General features: G+C 68.7%; 10 protein-coding genes. 5 read left to right on the forward strand and 5 right to left on the reverse strand.

From position 1 onward, the window contains the following. Positions 1-185: 185 nt before the first annotated feature. The 5 genes from WDV06_RS20295 (at position 186) to WDV06_RS20315 (ending at position 10,475) form a co-directional block, all read left to right on the forward strand. Positions 186-1,097 (forward strand): SCO4651 family lipoprotein, encoded by a 912-nt coding sequence (locus WDV06_RS20295; protein WP_395511196.1) that lies wholly within the window; start codon positions 186-188, stop codon positions 1,095-1,097. A gap of 284 nt (positions 1,098-1,381) precedes the next feature. Beyond that, positions 1,382-1,912: a 50S ribosomal protein L10 gene (rplJ, locus tag WDV06_RS20300; RefSeq protein WP_395511197.1), complete on the forward strand. Its 531-nt coding sequence runs from the start codon at positions 1,382-1,384 to the stop codon at positions 1,910-1,912. A 110-nt stretch (positions 1,913-2,022) separates the two neighbouring features. Continuing rightward, the gene (gene rplL / locus WDV06_RS20305) at positions 2,023-2,409 is read left to right on the forward strand and encodes a 50S ribosomal protein L7/L12 (RefSeq protein ID WP_395511198.1); all 387 of its coding nucleotides are present in this window, start codon (positions 2,023-2,025) and stop codon (positions 2,407-2,409) included. Positions 2,410-2,996: 587 nt separating this feature from the next. Next, the gene (gene rpoB / locus WDV06_RS20310; RefSeq protein WP_045945278.1) at positions 2,997-6,479 is read left to right on the forward strand and encodes a DNA-directed RNA polymerase subunit beta; all 3,483 of its coding nucleotides are present in this window, start codon (positions 2,997-2,999) and stop codon (positions 6,477-6,479) included. A gap of 96 nt (positions 6,480-6,575) precedes the next feature. After that, positions 6,576-10,475: a DNA-directed RNA polymerase subunit beta' gene (locus tag WDV06_RS20315; RefSeq protein WP_362144131.1), complete on the forward strand. Its 3,900-nt coding sequence runs from the start codon at positions 6,576-6,578 to the stop codon at positions 10,473-10,475. A gap of 56 nt (positions 10,476-10,531) precedes the next feature. Here the strand turns inward: WDV06_RS20315 and WDV06_RS20320 are convergent, their stop codons facing one another. The 5 genes from WDV06_RS20320 to WDV06_RS20340 form a co-directional block, all read right to left on the reverse strand. Beyond that, the gene (locus tag WDV06_RS20320; protein WP_395511199.1) at positions 10,532-11,476 is read right to left on the reverse strand and encodes a M48 family metalloprotease; all 945 of its coding nucleotides are present in this window, start codon (positions 11,474-11,476) and stop codon (positions 10,532-10,534) included. Between the two features lie 2 nt (positions 11,477-11,478). Beyond that, complete coding sequence (locus WDV06_RS20325; protein WP_395511200.1) at positions 11,479-12,510, reverse strand: hypothetical protein; 1,032 nt, start codon at positions 12,508-12,510, stop codon at positions 11,479-11,481. 16 nt (positions 12,511-12,526) lie between these two features. After that, on the reverse strand, positions 12,527-14,662 hold the full coding sequence (locus tag WDV06_RS20330; RefSeq protein ID WP_395511201.1) for a hypothetical protein: 2,136 nt from the start codon (positions 14,660-14,662) through the stop codon (positions 12,527-12,529). After that, entirely contained in the window at positions 14,659-15,432 is a 774-nt protein-coding gene (locus tag WDV06_RS20335) for a hypothetical protein (protein WP_395511202.1), read from the reverse strand. The genes WDV06_RS20330 and WDV06_RS20335 overlap by 4 nt, the downstream gene beginning before the upstream one ends. Positions 15,433-15,539: 107 nt before the next feature. Then, positions 15,540-16,247, reverse strand: a complete 708-nt coding sequence (locus WDV06_RS20340; protein WP_395511203.1) for a Crp/Fnr family transcriptional regulator — start codon at positions 16,245-16,247, stop codon at positions 15,540-15,542. Positions 16,248-16,307: the final 60 nt, after the last annotated feature.

A 16,307-nucleotide genomic window follows, 5' to 3' on the forward strand; every position in this document is an offset into this window, starting at 1 on the left:
GGGCCGGGCGGCGGACCGGGACCGGGGGCCCGGGGCGGAACCCGAGGTGGCCCTGAAGGTGATGCCGACGGCCGGCCGCCGGCCCCCCCCCCCCCCCCCCGGGGGGGGCGCGGGGCCCGTTTCGTCGTCCCCCGTGACCGATATCCGGTACGCCTCTGCCGACTCCGCACCGTAGGGTCGGACGGTTGATCGATCACACCAGGGGTGGGGACTCCATGCTCGTGCACCGCAAGAACACCGCCATGGCCGCACTGGCCGGCGTACTCCTCGTGGGCGGCGCCACGACCGCCTGCGAGGGCGGCAAGAAGGACGACGGGGGCAAGGCGGCGGCCGCGACGCCCTCCGCCGCCGCGCCGGCCGCCGGGAAGCCGGCCCGGGGCGCGGCGGACGCCACGCCGGCGACCTACCTGGAGAAGGCGAAGAAGAAGTCCGAGGAGATCACCTCGCTCCGCTACACGATGACCGGCACCGCGCAGGGCCGGCCGGTCAACGCGGACGTCTCCCTGCGCATCAAGCCGTCCGTGGCCATGTCCATGAAGATGACCGCTCAGGGCGAGGCGGCGGGGGTGGACCTCCGTCTCGTCGACGGGGTCATGTACATGGGCTCCGAGGGCGCGTACCTGAAGATCGACGTGAAGAGCGCGAATCCGGATGCCGCCAAGCAGCTGGACGGCCTCGGCGCCGGGTCGGCCAACGCCGGCGAGAACCCCGGCGACCGCGCCGGCGACCTGCTGGGCGCCAAGGACCTCAAGACGGTCGGCGAGGAGACCATCGACGGGGTGAGGACCCGGCACGTCTCCGGCACGGTCACCGTCGAGCAGATGCGCGCCTCCCTCGCCACCCTCGCCCCCGAAGCCAGGGAGCGCCAGGAGAAGTCCATCCGGAAGCTGGAGGGCGAGGGCATCAAGAGCATGAACATGGACATGTGGATCGACGAGGGCGACCACACCAAGCAGGTCCGCACCCGCGCCGAGGCGACCAAGGGCCCCATGGACATGACGATGAAGTTCCTGGACTACAACCAGCCGGTCGACATCGCCGCCCCGCCGGCCGACCAGGTCGTGGACCTCGGCGCCAAGGGTTCCGACCAGGGCTGAGGGCCGGCCCCGGGCCCGTCGGGGGCGGGTCCGGGGGCGGATTTGCTCCGTGTGCATTGCTTCGCGTACGCTTCCACAGAAGCCAAAGACCGCTGGTCGTTGCTGCGCCCGTAGAGGGTGTGGTGGCCGAAGGATCCGCTACTGCGGACGACCCGCGCAGGTGACTGTGGAATCGTTCCTGGATGTACATCCGGTTGAGCTACGCCCTGACGCCTGCGTCGGGGCGTTTTGTATGTCAGCCCCTTCTGAGCGGTCCTCATCACCCGGAAGGAGGCCGACGCTCTATGGCAAGGCCCGACAAGGCTGCCGACGTAGCCGAGCTTGAGGACAAGTTCCGCAGCTCGAACGCCGTTGTGCTGACCGAGTACCGGGGTCTCACCGTGAAGCAGCTCAAGACGCTGCGTCGTTCGCTCGGTGAGAACGCCCAGTACGCCGTGGTGAAGAACACGCTGACCAAGATTGCGGCTAACAACGCCGGGATCACCTCGCTCGACGACCAGTTCACTGGTCCGACGGGTGCCGCCTTCATCACCGGTGACCCGGTGGAGTCGGCCAAGGGTCTTCGTGACTTCGCCAAGGAGAACCCGAACCTCATCATCAAGGGCGGTGTCCTTGATGGCAAGGCGCTGTCCGCCGATGAGATCAAGAAGCTTGCGGACCTTGAGTCCCGCGAGGTTCTGCTCAGCAAGCTGGCCGGCGCGTTCAAGGGCAAGCAGTCCCAGGCTGCCTCGCTCTTCCAGGCGCTGCCGTCGAAGTTCGTCCGCACCGCGGACGCCCTTCGCGTCAAGCTCGCCGAGCAGGGCGGTGCCGAGTAATTCGGCTCGCGCACTGATCTACGCCGCCTAGTGCGTGGGTCGTAGCGGGCCGTTACGCCCGCCTCTCTATACATCCGGCACCTGCCGAATTAGTGGAAGGATCGCCCATCATGGCGAAGCTCTCTCAGGAAGACCTCCTCGCCCAGTTCGAGGAGATGACCCTCATCGAGCTCTCCGAGTTCGTGAAGGCCTTCGAGGAGAAGTTCGACGTCACCGCCGCCGCGGCCGTCGCCGTTGCCGCCCCGGCCGCCGGTGGTGGCGACGCCGGTGCCGCCGTTGAGGAGAAGGACGAGTTCGACGTCATCCTCACCGGCGCCGGTGACAAGAAGATCCAGGTCATCAAGGTCGTGCGCGAGCTGACCTCCCTGGGTCTGAAGGAGGCCAAGGACCTCGTCGACGGCACCCCGAAGCCGGTCCTGGAGAAGGCCAACAAGGAAGCCGCTGACAAGGCCGCTGAGGCCCTCAAGGCCGCTGGCGCCTCGGTCGAGGTCAAGTAACACCTCTGAGGCCGCCTGACGGCCTCAGCCAAGGGCGATCACCCGTAAGGGTGGTCGCCCTTCGGCGTATCCGCAGTGCCTGACTTGCCCTGCTCTCGTTGGGGAGTAGGGTGATCTTCGTTGCCCCGACGCAGGGTCCGGAGATGATCCGCTCGGAGCACGGGGCCTTGACGAACGGCCAGCGGCGCGCAATTCTCAGTCCCGTCGTGAGGTCGCCCGGTTCGATCCGAGATCCGAGGCATGGATCGACTACGAAGAGGGCAGTACTGATACGCGCTCTGTGTGCGGGCGCCGTGGCAACGGCCGCGGTGTTGGTTGGACGCGGTGTTGGTTGAGGACGTGGGGAAGGGCCTGTTGCCGGTTTCCGGAAACCTGGTCTGGACATCAGTGAGCCAAGTGGCTACACTGACCCTTTGCGCTGCCTGTTAGCTGTCCCCTGCCCGTCGCCAGGGGCATGCCCACGCTAGAGCACACCGGATTGATACGCCCTGACCTGGTCTTTTAGTCCAGCTGGGGAGATTCTGTCTTCTGTGTCGGCTGGGACCGGTACGCGCGTAGTGAGTCCGAGCCCTCGGAAGGACCCCCTCTTGGCCGCCTCGCGCAACGCCTCGACCAATACGAACACCGGTGCCAGCACCGCCCCGCTGCGCATCTCCTTTGCAAAGATCAAGGAGCCCCTTGAGGTTCCGAACCTCCTGGCGCTGCAGACCGAGAGCTTTGACTGGCTGCTCGGCAATGCCGCCTGGAAGTCTCGCGTCGAGTCGGCGCTTGAGAGTGGACAGGACGTCCCCACCAAGTCCGGTCTGGAAGAGATCTTCGAGGAGATCTCGCCGATCGAGGACTTCTCCGGGTCGATGTCGCTGACGTTCCGCGACCACCGGTTCGAGCCGGCGAAGAACTCCGTCGACGAGTGCAAGGAGCGCGACTTCACGTACGCGGCGCCGCTCTTCGTCACCGCCGAGTTCACGAACAACGAGACCGGTGAGATCAAGTCTCAGACGGTCTTCATGGGCGACTTCCCGCTCATGACCAACAAGGGCACCTTCGTCATCAACGGCACCGAGCGCGTCGTCGTGTCGCAGCTCGTCCGTTCCCCGGGTGTCTACTTCGACTCCTCCATCGACAAGACGTCCGACAAGGACATCTTCTCCGCCAAGATCATCCCCTCCCGGGGTGCCTGGCTGGAGATGGAGGTCGACAAGCGCGACATGGTCGGCGTCCGCATCGACCGCAAGCGCAAGCAGTCCGTCACCGTCCTCCTCAAGGCCCTCGGCTGGACCACCGAGCAGATCCTGGAGGAGTTCGGCGAGTACGAGTCCATGCGCGCCACCCTGGAGAAGGACCACACCCAGGGCCAGGACGACGCGCTGCTCGACATCTACCGCAAGCTGCGCCCGGGCGAGCCGCCGACCCGTGAGGCCGCTCAGACGCTGCTGGAGAACCTCTACTTCAACCCGAAGCGCTACGACCTCGCGAAGGTCGGCCGCTACAAGGTGAACAAGAAGCTCGGCGCCGACGAGCCGCTCGACGCCGGTGTGCTCACCACCGACGACATCATCGCCACGATCAAGTACCTCGTGAAGCTCCACGCGGGCGAGACCGAGACCGTCGGCGAGTCGGGCCGGGAGATCGTCGTCGAGACCGACGACATCGACCACTTCGGCAACCGTCGTATCCGCAACGTCGGCGAGCTCATCCAGAACCAGGTCCGTACGGGTCTCGCCCGTATGGAGCGCGTCGTGCGCGAGCGCATGACCACCCAGGACGTCGAGGCGATCACGCCGCAGACCCTGATCAACATCCGGCCGGTCGTGGCCTCCATCAAGGAGTTCTTCGGCACCAGCCAGCTGTCGCAGTTCATGGACCAGAACAACCCGCTGTCGGGCCTGACGCACAAGCGTCGTCTCAACGCCCTCGGCCCGGGTGGTCTGTCCCGTGAGCGGGCCGGCTTCGAGGTCCGTGACGTCCACCCGTCGCACTACGGCCGCATGTGCCCGATCGAGACGCCCGAAGGCCCGAACATCGGTCTGATCGGCTCGCTGGCCTCCTACGGCCGCATCAACCCGTTCGGCTTCATCGAGACCCCGTACCGCAAGGTCGTGGACGGTGTCGTCACCGACGAGGTCGACTACGTCACCGCCGACGAGGAAGACCGCTTCGTCATCGCCCAGGCGAACGCCCGCCTGGACGACGACCTGCGCTTCACCGAAGGCCGTGTGCTGGTCCGCAAGCGTGGTGGCGAGGTCGACTACGTCGAGCCGTCCGACGTGGACTACATGGACGTCTCGCCGCGCCAGATGGTGTCCGTCGCGACCGCGATGATCCCCTTCCTTGAGCACGACGACGCCAACCGCGCCCTCATGGGCGCGAACATGATGCGCCAGGCCGTTCCGCTCATCAAGGCGGAGGCCCCGCTCGTCGGCACCGGCATGGAGTACCGCTGTGCGGTCGACGCCGGCGACTCGATCAAGGCGGAGAAGGACGGTGTCGTCCAGGAGGTCTCGGCCGACTACATCACCGTCGCCAACGACGACGGCACGTACACCACGTACCGTGTCGCCAAGTTCTCCCGCTCGAACCAGGGCACCTCGGTCAACCAGAAGGTCATCGTCAACGAGGGCGACCGGATCGTCGAGGCCCAGGTCCTCGCCGACGGCCCGGCCACCGAAGAGGGCGAGATGGCCCTCGGCAAGAACCTGCTCGTCGCGTTCATGCCGTGGGAAGGCCACAACTACGAGGACGCGATCATCCTGTCGCAGCGCCTCGTGCAGGACGACGTCCTCTCCTCGATCCACATCGAGGAGCACGAGGTCGACGCCCGTGACACCAAGCTGGGCCCCGAGGAGATCACCCGGGACATCCCGAACGTCTCCGAGGAGGTCCTCGCGGACCTCGACGAGCGCGGCATCATCCGCATCGGTGCGGACGTCGTCGCCGGCGACATCCTCGTCGGCAAGGTCACCCCGAAGGGTGAGACCGAGCTGACGCCCGAGGAGCGCCTGCTCCGCGCGATCTTCGGTGAGAAGGCCCGCGAGGTGCGTGACACCTCGCTCAAGGTGCCGCACGGTGAGATCGGCAAGGTCATCGGTGTCCGCGTCTTCGACCGCGAGGAGGGCGACGAGCTTCCTCCGGGCGTGAACCAGCTGGTCCGCGTCTACGTGGCCCAGAAGCGCAAGATCACCGATGGTGACAAGCTCGCCGGCCGTCACGGCAACAAGGGTGTCATCTCCAAGATCCTCCCGATCGAGGACATGCCCTTCCTTGAGGACGGCACCCCGGTCGACATCATCCTGAACCCGCTGGGTGTCCCGTCCCGAATGAACCCGGGACAGGTCCTGGAGATCCACCTCGGCTGGCTCGCCAGCCGCGGCTGGGACGTCTCCGGCCTCGCGGACGAGTGGGCGCAGCGCCTCCAGGCGATCGGCGCCGACCAGGTCGCCCCCGGCACCAACGTCGCCACCCCCGTCTTCGACGGTGCGCGTGAGGACGAGCTGGCCGGCCTGCTCCAGCACACCATCCCGAACCGCGACGGCGAGCGCATGGTGCTCCCGACCGGTAAGGCGCGCCTGTTCGACGGCCGCTCCGGCGAGCCGTTCCCGGACCCGATCTCGGTCGGGTACATGTACATCCTCAAGCTGCACCACCTGGTCGACGACAAGCTCCACGCCCGTTCGACCGGTCCGTACTCGATGATCACGCAGCAGCCGCTGGGTGGTAAGGCGCAGTTCGGTGGTCAGCGCTTCGGTGAGATGGAGGTGTGGGCGCTTGAGGCTTACGGCGCCGCGTACGCGCTCCAGGAACTCCTGACGATCAAGTCCGATGACGTGACCGGCCGCGTGAAGGTCTACGAGGCCATCGTCAAGGGCGAGAACATCCCCGAGCCGGGCATTCCCGAGTCCTTCAAGGTGCTCATCAAGGAAATGCAGTCGCTCTGCCTCAACGTGGAGGTGCTGTCCTCGGACGGCATGTCCATCGAGATGCGCGACACCGACGAGGACGTCTTCCGCGCGGCGGAGGAGCTCGGTATCGACCTGTCCCGGCGTGAGCCGAGCAGCGTCGAAGAGGTCTGACGGGCCTGGCCGGGGGATCCGCGTGATCCCCCGGCCGTCCCCGGGACCGTTCAGACCATGATTGAGACTCGACCCCGAAAGAGGGATTGACGCACAGTGCTCGACGTCAACTTCTTCGACGAGCTGCGGATCGGCCTTGCCACCGCGGACGACATCCGAACCTGGTCGCACGGCGAGGTCAAGAAGCCGGAGACCATCAACTACCGCACCCTCAAGCCCGAGAAGGACGGACTCTTCTGCGAGAAGATCTTCGGTCCGACCCGGGACTGGGAGTGCTACTGCGGCAAGTACAAGCGTGTCCGCTTCAAGGGCATCATCTGTGAGCGCTGTGGCGTCGAGGTCACGCGCGCCAAGGTGCGTCGTGAGCGCATGGGCCACATCGAGCTCGCCGCTCCCGTCACCCACATCTGGTACTTCAAGGGCGTCCCGTCGCGCCTGGGCTACCTGCTGGACCTCGCGCCGAAGGACCTTGAGAAGGTCATCTACTTCGCCGCGTACATGATCACGTTCGTCGACGACGAGCGCCGTCAGCGCGACCTGCCGTCGCTGGAGGCCCACGTCTCCGTCGAGCGCCAGCAGATCGAGAACCGCCGCGACGCCGACCTCGAAGGCCGCGCCAAGAAGCTTGAGAGCGACCTGGCCGAGCTGGAGGCCGAGGGCGCCAAGGCCGACGTGCGCCGCAAGGTGCGCGAAGGCGCCGAGCGCGAGATGAAGCAGCTCCGCGACCGCGCCCAGCGCGAGATTGACCGCCTCGACGAGGTGTGGAACCGCTTCAAGAACCTCAAGGTCCAGGACCTGGAGGGCGACGAGCTCCTCTACCGCGAGCTGCGTGACCGCTTCGGCACGTACTTCGACGGCTCGATGGGTGCCGCGGCGCTGCAGAAGCGCCTGGAGTCCTTCGACCTGGAGGAGGAGGCCGAGCGCCTCCGCGAGATCATCCGTACCGGCAAGGGCCAGAAGAAGACCCGTGCGCTCAAGCGCCTCAAGGTCGTCTCGGCGTTCCTGCAGACCAGCAACAGCCCCAAGGGCATGGTGCTCGACTGCGTGCCGGTCATCCCGCCGGACCTGCGTCCGATGGTGCAGCTCGACGGTGGCCGCTTCGCGACCTCCGACCTCAACGACCTGTACCGCCGCGTCATCAACCGCAACAACCGCCTGAAGCGCCTTCTCGACCTCGGTGCGCCCGAGATCATCGTGAACAACGAGAAGCGCATGCTCCAGGAGGCCGTGGACGCGCTCTTCGACAACGGTCGTCGCGGCCGCCCGGTGACGGGCCCCGGCAACCGTCCGCTGAAGTCCCTCAGCGACATGCTGAAGGGCAAGCAGGGTCGATTCCGTCAGAACCTTCTCGGTAAGCGTGTGGACTACTCCGCGCGTTCCGTGATCGTCGTCGGTCCGCAGCTGAAGCTGCACCAGTGCGGTCTGCCCAAGGCCATGGCGCTGGAGCTCTTCAAGCCGTTCGTGATGAAGCGCCTGGTCGACCTGAACCACGCGCAGAACATCAAGTCGGCGAAGCGCATGGTCGAGCGCGGCCGCACGGTCGTGTACGACGTGCTCGAAGAGGTCATCGCCGAGCACCCGGTCCTGCTGAACCGTGCGCCCACGCTGCACCGTCTCGGCATCCAGGCCTTCGAGCCCCAGCTGGTCGAAGGCAAGGCCATCCAGATCCACCCGCTCGTCTGCACCGCGTTCAACGCGGACTTCGACGGTGACCAGATGGCCGTCCACCTGCCGCTCTCCGCGGAGGCGCAGGCCGAGGCCCGCATCCTGATGCTGTCCTCGAACAACATCCTCAAGCCGGCCGACGGCCGTCCGGTCACGATGCCGACGCAGGACATGGTCCTGGGTCTGTTCTTCCTGACCACCGACGGTGAGCTCCGTGACGTCAAGGGCGAGGGCCGCGCGTTCGGCTCCACCGCCGAGGCGATCATGGCGTTCGACGCCGGTGAGCTCGCGCTGCAGTCGTCCGTCGACATCCGCTTCCCGGTGGGCACCATCCCGCCGCGCGGCTGGGTGCCGCCGGTTGCCGAGGAGGGCGAGCAGGAGTTCCAGCCGGGCGACAGCTTCCGTCTGAAGACGACCCTGGGCCGCGCGCTCTTCAACGAGCTGCTGCCCGAGGACTACCCGTTCGTCGACTACTCGGTGGGCAAGAAGCAGCTCTCCGAGATCGTCAACGACCTGGCGGAGCGCTACCCCAAGGTCATCGTGGCGGCGACGCTCGACAACCTGAAGGCGGCCGGCTTCCACTGGGCGACCCGTTCGGGCGTCACCGTGGCCATCTCCGACGTCGTCGTGCCCGAGGCCAAGAAGGCCATCGTCGCGGGCTACGAGGCGATGGACGAGAAGGTCCAGAAGCAGTACGAGCGCGGTCTGATCACCAAGGACGAGCGCACGCAGGAGCTCATCGCGATCTGGACCAAGGCGACCAACGAGGTCGCCGAGGCGATGAACGCGAACTTCCCCAAGACCAACCCCATCTTCATGATGGTTGACTCGGGTGCCCGAGGAAACATGATGCAGATGAGGCAGATCGCCGGTATGCGTGGTCTGGTGTCGAACGCGAAGAACGAGACCATCCCGCGTCCGATCAAGGCCTCGTTCCGTGAGGGCCTCTCCGTGCTGGAGTACTTCATCTCCACCCACGGTGCCCGTAAGGGTCTCGCGGACACCGCCCTGCGTACCGCCGACTCGGGTTACCTCACCCGTCGTCTGGTGGACGTCTCGCAGGACGTCATCATCCGCGAGGAGGACTGCGGCACCGAGCGCGGCCTCAAGCTCAAGATCGGTGTCAAGGACGAGGCGGGTGTCCTCCGCAAGGCGGACGACGTCGAGACCTCCGTGTACGCCCGCATGCTGGCCGAGGACGTCGTCATCGACGGCAAGGTCATCGCGCCGGCGAACGTGGACCTCGGCGACGTGCTCATCGACGCCCTCATCGCGAACGGCGTCGAGGAGGTCAAGACCCGCTCGGTCCTGACCTGTGAGTCCGCCGTCGGCACCTGTGCCTTCTGCTACGGCCGCTCGCTGGCCACCGGCAAGCTGGTCGACATCGGTGAGGCGGTCGGCATCATCGCCGCCCAGTCCATCGGTGAGCCCGGTACCCAGCTGACGATGCGTACCTTCCACACCGGTGGTGTGGCCGGTGACGACATCACGCAGGGTCTGCCGCGTGTCGTCGAGCTCTTCGAGGCCCGTACCCCGAAGGGTGTCGCCCCGATCTCCGAGGCCGCCGGCCGCGTGCGGATCGAGGAGACCGAGAAGACGAAGAAGATCGTCATCACGCCCGACGACGGCAGCGAGGAGACGGCGTTCCCGATCTCCAAGCGCGCCAAGGTCATCGTGCACGAGGGCGACCACGTCGAGGTGGGCCAGAAGCTCACCATGGGTGCCACCAACCCGCACGACGTGCTGCGCATCCTCGGCCAGCGTGCCGTCCAGGTCCACCTGGTCGGCGAGGTCCAGAAGGTCTACAACTCGCAGGGCGTGTCGATCCACGACAAGCACATCGAGATCATCATCCGGCAGATGCTGCGCCGCGTGACGATCATCGAGTCCGGCGACGCGGAGCTCCTCCCGGGCGAGCTCGTCGAGCGCTCCCGCTTCGAGACCGAGAACCGTCGTGTGGTCACCGAGGGCGGTCACCCCGCCTCCGGCCGTCCGCAGCTGATGGGTATCACCAAGGCCTCGCTGGCGACGGAGTCCTGGCTGTCGGCCGCCTCCTTCCAGGAGACGACCCGAGTCCTGACGGACGCGGCGATCAACGCCAAGTCCGACAGCCTCATCGGCCTCAAGGAGAACGTCATCATCGGTAAGCTCATCCCGGCCGGTACGGGCCTGTCCCGCTACCGCAACATCCGGGTCGAGCCGACCGAGGAGGCCAAGGCCGCGATGTACTCGGCCGTCGGCTACGACGACATCGACTACTCCCCCTTCGGCACCGGCTCCGGCCAGGCTGTCCCGCTGGAGGACTACGACTACGGCCCGTACAACGGCTGAGGTCTGAAGCGATGAACCGCAGGGCGGTCACCCGAGAGGGTGGCCGCCCTGCGGCGTTACCGGCCCCGGGGCTCCAGGTACCGCTGGAGGTGGTGGAGGCGGGTGCGGGGATGCGGGTGCGGGGAGAGCAGCAGCCGGAGGAGCCCGGGCCCGTCCTCTTCGGGCTGAGCGGTGAGCACCCGGGCGAGGTCGGGACCGAACCCCAGGCCGGCGGCGTGCCGGTCCGCCCGCAGTTCGGTGCGGCGGCCCACGGCGGCGACCAGGAAGGGCAGGGCGGCCAGGAGCAGCGGCAGGCCGAAGGTGAGGGCCAGGACCCGGTAGGAGAGCAGCACCACGAGCAGGGCCGCCCCCACGACGGCGTACGTCGGCACGCTCTTGGCCACCCGTCGGCCGGAACGGGCCGTCGCGGCCAGGGCCCAGCCGGCGAGCCGGCCGGGCAGCGCGTACCACCAGCCCAGCAGCCGGGCCCAGGAGTGGCCCGCCGTGTGGTGTCCGAGCTCGTGGGCGAGGACGGCCGCCAGCTGCGACGTGGGCAGCGTCTCCAGCGCCTGCCGGGTCACGATGACGAGGTGGCCGCCGGCACCCGAAGCCGTCGGGCCCCCGCTGTCCTCGATCCACAGCTGGTAGCGGCTGCCGTCCACCCCGGCGCGGGCCGTCACCTCGCGCCACACGGGCGCCAGTACGGCGAGCTCGTGCGGCAGGGGGCGGCCGAGCCGCAGCACATACCGGGCCAGCAGGGCTTCGGAGGGGGGATGGAAGGCGAGGGCTCCGGCCGCCAGCCACAGCCCGACGGGTACCGCGTACGGGATGCCCGTGGCCGCCTGGAGACCACGGGCCAGCAGGCCGATCAGCAGCAGGCCGCACAGTGCCCCGGGCAGGTGGAGGGCGAGGCGGCCGACGGCCGCCAGGTCGGTGGCGCGGCTGCGGGCCCGGTAGTGGATCCGGGTGCCGGGAGCGTGCCGGTAGTCGAGGTCGTCGCCGGGCTCGGAGTTCTTGTCCACGCTCACCCCTTGGCCGGGTCGACGGGTGTCAGGCCGTAGCCGGGAGGCAGGTCCTTGGAGGGCGGCTGGTCGGGCACCGCCGCGGCCGTGCCGGCCGAGCCGCCCGGGAACCGTTGGGTGAGTACCTCGGTCAGCGCACGGACTGCGTGCCTGCGGGGCTCTGCCAGCTCGTGGGTCTCGGCCTCCGCCGACTCGAACAGCTTCGTGACCAGTTCCAGCTGCTTCTCGACGAGCTGTCGCTGATCCTCCCGCAGGTTGTCCATGACCTCCTTGCCCGCCTGGGGATTCCGGCTCAGGTACCAGGCCGAGGCGCGTGCCCCGCCCTGCTCCAGGTACTCCTCGTACAGGCCGACCTTCTCGGCCTGTAGCCGGAGGAGGGCCGCCTCGCGCTGCTCCGCCGCGGCGTCCACGTCCTTGCCGAGCACGTTGCCGAGGATCTTCGCTTCGGCTTCCTGCCCGATGGCCTGGAGCCGGATCTGGTGGGTGATCGCTTGCTGGTTGCGGCGCAGCCGCAGGGTCCAGTCGGTCTTGAGGCCCGCCGCGGCCCCCAGCCGGGGCCAGCCGGCTGCGGATTCCAGCAGCTCCGCTTCGGCGGCGGCGCTGTCGGTGACGGGGTGGAGCCGTACGAGACCCCGCGCGTGCTGTTCGAGTTCGCCCCGCAGCATGCGGGGGACGTTGCGTTCCCCGCTGCGGACGAACACGACCGGATCTGCGACCTGCCAGCGGAACTCGACCTCGGCCTGGAACTCCAGGGCGTCGTTCGAGCTGGGCAGAGCGAGCTCCGTGCGGACGAGGTGGACGCCCAGGTCCACCTCGTACACGGCGCTGTAGCGGGCGGTGGCTCTGGGGCGGTGGGGTGGGTGGAACTCCACGTACTCGCCCCCGTGCGTCGCGTAGACCAGACAGTGGTCGAACCGGGTGTGGCGCTTTCGGCGCAGGTCCCACCGGGGGAGCTGGCGGACGCTGATGACCGGGTCGACCAGCTCGGTGTGCCGGTCGGCGGCCTGTAACCAATCGAAGTGGGCCGGTGACACAGGGGGCTCCTTGGGGTCAGGCACGGTGCAGGGCCGTGAGGAGGTCGTCGGCCGCGGCCGGGCGCGGTCCGCCGTCGTCGCCGCGCACCGTCCGCAGGAGGTGCTCGATGCGCTGCCGCGCGGTGGTGTCGTCCGCCAGCTTCGGCAGCAGGTCGGCGAGGGCCCAGGAGGTGGCGTCGTCCCGGTCGGCCGCGAGGACCCAGCCGCGCAGGACGTCCAGCGCCTTGGTGGTGAACGCGGGATCGCCGAGGGCGGCCCTCCACAGCCTGGGGATCCCGTGGGCGGCCGGTGTGCCGTCGAGGCGCGACTGCCGGTAGGTGCGCAGGACGAGCGGCAGGTCGGGTGCCTCTTCTGCCGTGTGCAGGCAGGCGCCGAGGAACCCGGCCACGGAGATCTGGAACACCGAGCGGTGGTCGTCCAGGGTGCGAAGGACCTCGGAGAGGACGTCCTCGGATTCCTCGGAGAGCAACAGCAGCTCGACCGACTGGGCGATGTCGTTCTCCAGGGGGCCGGTCCCGTCGGGGTCGTACTGCTTGCGCGCCTGTACGCGGAGCGCGGCGAGCGCCTCGCGGGGGCGTTCGGCGCCCAGAAGGCCCTGGACCCGGATGCCCACCCAGGAGAGCCGCCGGTCGTCGTCCGCGGTCCAGCTGTCGGTGATCCGCAGGATGTTCGGAGCTCCCACCCGGTGTGCCAGGGCCAGCGCGCTGACCGCGCCGACGCGCTGCTGGGGGTTGCGGGACAGGGCCCAGGGCTCGATGACCAGGGCCATCGCGGACGGCAGGTCCGTGAAGGCGAGCGCCCCGACGGTGGCCGCGGCCCGGGTACGGACGAAGGGCCGTCCGTCGACGATGAGCTTCCCGAGCCAGGCCACCAGGGCGGGACGGGCCGAAGGGTGGCCCGTCCACACTTCGCGCAGCAGGACGAAGGCGGTGCGGCTGTCCAGGAACTCGGCTTTGAGCTGCTCCACGGGACCCCACTCGGTCATCTCCTGCGCCGGGTACGGCTGTGCGCGGGCCGTCCTCAGCCGGTTGCCGATGTGGGTGCCGAAGACGGGGACGGCCTTGGGCCGGCCGGAGTCGGCGGTCGCCTGGAGCTCCTGGAACAGCAGGTCGCTCAGTTCGGCGGTCAGGGCGTAGGGGCCGGCGTCGAACGCGGCGAGGGCGATGAGGAAGGCCTTCTCCCGCAGGTGGAGCGTGTCCTCGTCGGCCTCGAACCACTCGCGCACCTGCTCGTCCAGCAGTTCCGCGGTCCTTTCCCCGAGGGCGTTCTCCTGGATCTCCCCCTGAACGAAGCGCCGGAGCTGGTGGACGTACGCGACCACCTCGCGCGGCTGGTGGGCGCGGGTGAGGAACGTGCGGGTCTCGGACAGTTCCAGCAGCCGGTGTGCGGTGGGTTCGCCGACGGCCCGCTCCAGGTGGGAACGCAGGAGCACCTCGGTCTTCGGTGCGGTCCAGGACCAGGTGCGGACGTCTTCCTCGGTCCAGGGCCGCAGACCCGTGGTGATCACGAGGTGCCCGTCGTGCTTCAGGAGGTGGTCGTGGAGCGACAGCAGATGTGTCTCGCGGAGCGGCTCCTCGCGGGAGGTCACCAGGTCGCACAGCACGTGGCCGGGGGCCTCACCCTTCTGGATCTGCTCCAGGAGCGTGCCCGGGCTCGTCTCCCGGTCGATCGCGTGCACTGGGGTCGCACCCGCCCGCCGCAGCAGCATCAGTGCGGCGGTACGTCGTCCGGTGAAGGGAACGCCGGTCAGTACCAGGACCCGCTCCTTGCGCAGGCGCTCCACGAGCTCCTCGAACGGGGTGTTCTCGGTGACGAACGTGAGGGCCAGCCGGTCCAGCTCGTCAGCCGGAATCTCTCCGGAGGTCCGGGTGGGGCCGGAGGAGCCGTAGTAGTGGTGCTCGGTCTTGGTGACGTTGCCGTTGATCTCGCCGGCGACGACCCCGCTGTTGCGGCCGGTGAACCGGGCGGAGGCCGGGGCGTGCCGGGTGATGTCGCGCAGTGTGTCCCAGGCGCGTTGCGGCGGGGCTTCCTCCCGCCTGGGGGTGCCCTTCTCGTCGGAGCTCTGGTCCGGGCCGTCCTGATCAGCGGGTTCGGCCGGCTTGCCCGGTTCGGTCCTGGAGTCGGTGTGATCTGCCGGGGCGGGCGTGGTCATCGGCCGTCACCCGGGTTCCCGTGGAAGGTGACTCCGCCGTTGATCACCCCGCCCTGGATCATCGGACCGTTGATCCGGCCCGCGACCACCCCGCTGTTCGTGCCGTGGAACTCGACCGCGCCACCGCCCTCGGCGGCTGCCCGTTCCTGCTGCCGCGCGGGCGTGGGCTCCTGCGCAGGCGGGGCGGTGGCGGCGGCCGCGGGCACGGGGCCGTGGAGCCAGGCCTTCAGGGGGCCGTTCTTGCTCTGCACCGTGATGGGGTGGAAGGCGTCCGCCGGAATGCCCTGGTGGTCGTGGCGCACGATCCCCGCGTGCACGGATTCGGATACGCACAGGGCGATGTCCGAGTTGCCCTCGCGCAGTGCGGCGCGCAGGGTGTCGGCGTCCAGGAGGCGGCAGGCCTGGTTGAGGTCTGTGCCGACCCAGCCGTCGATGGCATCGACGGTGACGAAGCCGGTGGCCACCACCGCGCGCAGCCTGATCTGGGCCGCGCTCGACGCCATCCGGTTGACCTCCCTCAGCCGGGCCGGGGCCTCGGTGAGCAGGACGCGCAGCAGGAGGGGCAGCGAGGCGTTCGCGTCGATCATCACCAGCACCCCGTCCCCCCGGTCGGCGCGCAGGTGGAGGGTCTGGTCGATGCCGGCCGACTGGAGGACGCGTTCGACGACGTCGTAGAGCATGCGGCGCAGATAGGTCTGTTCCACGTCGTCGCGGTCGCTGAACTTCTCGATGTCGAGCAGGAGCAGGGTGCGGTTGAGCGGGTGCGTCATGACTGCCTCTCACGGGTCGTGTGCCGGTGCCGCACCAGAGTGGGGGCGCGGCCGGGCACGGTGTGAGGGCAGATGACGCACTGCGACTGTGACCGTGTGCACTGAACTCAGGCGTCGAGGCGGCCGATCCGCCGCAGGACGTCCGGACGGGCGATCACCACCGTGCGGCGTCCCGTGGAGACGACGCCCCGGTCGCGGAGGTCCTTGAGCGCGCGCTGGACCATTTCGCGCGAGGCCCCGACCGCACCGGCCAGCTCCTGCTTGGTCAGCGGCACGGCGATCTCCACCCCGCCCGTGCTGCGGCGGCCGTGGGTACGGGCGAGGTCGAGCAGCAGCGTCGCCAGGCGCTCGCGCACGCTCGTCGAGGCGTGCGCCAGCTGCCGACGGTCCGACGCCCGGGTCCGCTCGGCGGTCAGCCCGAGGAGGGTGAAGGCGGCCGACGGACAGTCGGCCAGGAACGCGCGGAACGCGCGGTGGTCGATGGCCACCGCCCTGACGCGTTCCAGGGCGGTGACGGTGGCCGACCGTGGGCTGCCCGTGACGGCGGCCGATTCGCCGACGATGTCACCGGGCCCGCGCAGCGCCAGGAGGGCTTGATAGCCGGTGGGCGCCGAGGCGGTCACCTTGGTCCAGCCGGTGAGGATGAGCAGGACGTGCGTCGACGGTTCGTCCTGCTGGATCAACGGGGAGCGCGGGGCGAACTGCAGCTCGCGCCCCAGCTTGCGTAACGCCGTGCTGTCCTCGTTCTCCAGGCGGGCCAGGAACGGGACGCGGTCGTCCAGTCCTCCGTCGCCCGGGAGATATGCCGGATCCATGTGGCCCCCCGATCAATCGCGGGCGGTCAATCTACTGACCGAGGGGCCTCCGGGCTGCGG

It is taken from the genome of Streptomyces racemochromogenes (genome assembly GCF_044129415.1).
GTDB lineage: Bacteria > Actinomycetota > Actinomycetes > Streptomycetales > Streptomycetaceae > Streptomyces > Streptomyces racemochromogenes_A.